The organism is Halomonas sp. BC2 (assembly GCF_002078115.1).
GTDB classification, from domain to species: Bacteria; Pseudomonadota; Gammaproteobacteria; order Pseudomonadales; family Halomonadaceae; genus Vreelandella; species Vreelandella stevensii.
On the sequence record NZ_LFGT01000004.1, the window covers coordinates 41,957 to 45,081 of the forward strand.

The following is a 3,125-nucleotide window of genomic DNA, read 5'->3' on the forward strand; positions in this document are numbered from 1 at the left end:
TTAAAGGAAATACTGATTCGGTCCGACAAGAGCCGGATGTTGGAAGGGTTCGTCATTGAAGCGGTCTTCAATGACTATCTGGACAGGTTGATGACCCAGCAGGTGCACGTGTTGCCCGTGTCTCTGGTCAGAACACTGACCATCAAGCGACGGCTCCGCACCCGCTACGTCAACGCGTGGTGGCTATGGGATCACTCGGGGGCTGGCGAGGCCGCCGCTGACCTGAGTCGCCACCTGCTCCCTGCGTCGGGCAAGGATGAGTTTCTATTCGATTGCTATTACGACGAGAGCGCCAGAGACTTCTTCATCAAGGAGTGGCAGGGCAGGACGCATATTCCGATTCAATCGTTCATGTTGAAAAGTCGTGGATATGACTCCCCCCGTTTCAGAATGCCAACCAGCGCGGTCATTGACGAACACCGCTCGCAACAAGCTTTTTGGTCAGGCATTTTTAGTCATTACAGTCGCGATATTTTTAAACATGTCGTCCTGCATCGACTGTTTAAAAATTGCGCGATACAGCCTTTTTTCGATGGCGTTTGGGATATCGACAGTGTGGCGCGACTGCCCAATGGGACGCTCATGCAGTTGGAGGTAAAACACAAGTTTCCCTACGTCGAGCGAGGTCGTGGCGGCCTCTTCTTTGGGATTAATAATGGCCAGTTACAGGTCATGCAGGACTTGGCGCGTAAAGGGATCAAGACGCTGCACATGATCATGGTCAAACCGATCTGGGACAAACAGCGCGGAACGGGCTACCTGCTTAACCGCATCGGTGAGCGTAAGCGCGTGTTGCTGTTGGCGAAACTGCTGGACACGCCCACCTTGCGCCAGATACGTGAGCGTCCATCATGGCAGACGGGGGCTGAGCAGTCGTTTACCGGCACGGACCGCCAGAAGGCTCGCTATGTGAATGCCGCCGAGTTCCAGCTGCTGGGAACCCTGGATGATGCGGTCGATGACGTCGCCAAAAACATTCGCCTTGCGGCGATGGGGGAGCTTGACCAGCCAGTGACGGAGCAGATGTTGTACGACAGCCGAATTCATCCGTAAACGCTTCGCGGAGCTCGTTTTTTGGGATACAATCGTGCGCCATTGTCACAGATTTGACCCAGAGGTTTGCATGTCTCACCTTATCGATGTCCAAACAGGTGCAAGTTCTGGCGTGGTTGCCAGCCTGCCGAGCGCCTCTCAGTCGCCTTACGAGGCGCTCAGCGAGCGAGCACTGCTGGATAAGCTTCTGGAGATTTATGATCAGGGCGCCATCGCCGAGGCGCTCGCCATGGCTGACAAGGGGAGCTGGTGTCGCGAGACCATCAACCGCTGGGCCAAGGGTAAGGCGGAGCCGAAAGTAACGCGTGCGGCTTATCAGCAAATGGTGTCCATGTTGCCTGCTCCCCGGCCCAGTGACCTTCAGCCGTCCTTTCGGTTTATCGACCTGTTCGCCGGGATCGGTGGCATACGCAAGGGGTTCGAGGCGATTGGAGGCGAGTGCGTCTTTACCTCGGAGTGGAATAAATATGCCGTTCGTACCTACAAGGCCAATCACTTTTGTGACCCGCGCAAGCACCGGTTCAATGAGGACATTCGTGAAGTCACGCTGAGCGGCGACCTGAGCATCGACGAAGAGACAGCGTACAGGCACATCGATCGGCAGATTCCCAATCACGACGTACTGCTGGCGGGCTTTCCATGTCAGCCGTTTTCGTTGGCCGGTGTGTCGAAGAAAAACTCCCTTGGTCGAAAGCACGGTTTCGAGTGTGATGCGCAGGGAACGCTGTTCTTCGATGTGGCGCGTATTCTGGCCGCCAAGAAGCCCGCCGCTTTCCTGCTGGAGAACGTCAAGAACCTCAAGAGCCATGACAAAGGCAAAACGTTCAGGATCATCTGTGAGACCCTGGATGAGCTAGGCTATGACGTGGCGGATGTGAATTCGCCCAAAGGGCAGGACCCCAAGGTCATCGACGCGCGGCACTTTCTGCCGCAGCATCGCGAACGCATCGTTCTGGTGGGGTTCCGTCGAGATCTGGGTGTTCATGAAGGGTTTACCCTGAGGGATATCCATAAAATGTACCCAAAGGAGCGCCCAGCCTTTGGTGACCTGCTGGACCCGGAGGTCGACGACAAGTACATCCTGACGCCGAAGTTATGGGAGTACTTGTACAAGTACGCCCAGAAGCATCGTGCAAAAGGCAACGGTTTCGGTTTTGGCTTGACACGGCCCAACGATGTCGCCCGTACGCTCTCTGCCCGTTATCACAAGGACGGTTCGGAGATTCTGGTGGATCGAGGCTTCGATGACGCCATGGACTTCTATAGTGACCATAATCAGAAGCATCGGCCCAGACGACTGACCCCCCAGGAGTGCGCCAGGTTGATGGGCTTTGACCAGCCGGGAGAAAGCCGTTTCGTCATCCCGGTGTCCGATACGCAGGCATACCGTCAGTTTGGCAACTCGGTAGTGGTGCCTGTGTTCGAAGCCGTGGCAAGGTTGATGGAGCCGCGGATACTGGCTGCCGCCGCCAAGTCGGTAGCCCTTCAAGCGGATGACGACCCGCAACAGTACGAGATGCCCCTTGCGCTGTGATTGCCTGGCCGAAACGATCGGTGCCGGGGGTTGGTTGAGCGGGCCATCGTCTTTTGCAGTGGTTCTATCCTTCAGATGAAAGGGCGAGTACCTTGGCTGATATTGTCGATCGCTTTACTCGATCACGCATGATGGCTTCCATTCAGGGTAAGAACACGGCTCCAGAGCGGTTTGTCCAGGCCGCTCTGGAGCAGCGTCATATCGGCTTTGACGTTCATTCGACTGAGCTTCCCGGCAAGCCCGACATCACCATCCCGCTTTATCAGGTCGCCATCTTCGTCAACGGGTGCTTCTGGCATTGGCATGAAGGGTGTTTCTATGCCACCACCCCATCGAGCCGCAAGCAGTTTTGGCAAACCAAACTCGCTGAGAATGTGCGTAGAGATGCGCGTAAACGGGCTGAGCTGGAGGCCATAGGGTGGCGGGTCGTGGTGGTGTGGGAGTGTGGGGTGAAACACGCGCCTGAGCAGTTTGATGAGGTCATTGATACGATTGAGGGCGAAATTTTTTTACCGGAGTGGCCGGAAAAGCCGCCTAG

At 56.1% G+C, this 3,125-nt stretch carries 3 protein-coding genes; all 3 read left to right on the plus strand.

Features of this window, described 5'->3' with window-relative positions; all coding sequences use genetic code 11:
* Nucleotides 1-1,053, plus strand: a 1,053-nt coding sequence (locus B7L71_RS02795; protein WP_081135867.1) for a hypothetical protein, incomplete at its 5' end; no start/stop codon positions are given.
* Between the two features lie 70 nt (nt 1,054-1,123).
* A complete protein-coding gene (gene dcm / locus B7L71_RS02800; RefSeq protein ID WP_249273158.1) occupies nt 1,124-2,587 on the plus strand; it encodes a DNA (cytosine-5-)-methyltransferase in 1,464 nt (487 codons plus the stop codon).
* Between the two features lie 92 nt (nt 2,588-2,679).
* The coding region (locus B7L71_RS02805; protein WP_081135870.1) for a very short patch repair endonuclease at nt 2,680-3,125 on the plus strand (446 nt) is incomplete at its 3' end.

Excerpts from the sequence above, each read along its gene's own strand:
- dcm (WP_249273158.1), top strand. The coding sequence starts at position 1,124 with ATGTCTCACCTTATCGATGTCCAAACAGGTGCAAGTTCTGGCGTGGTT.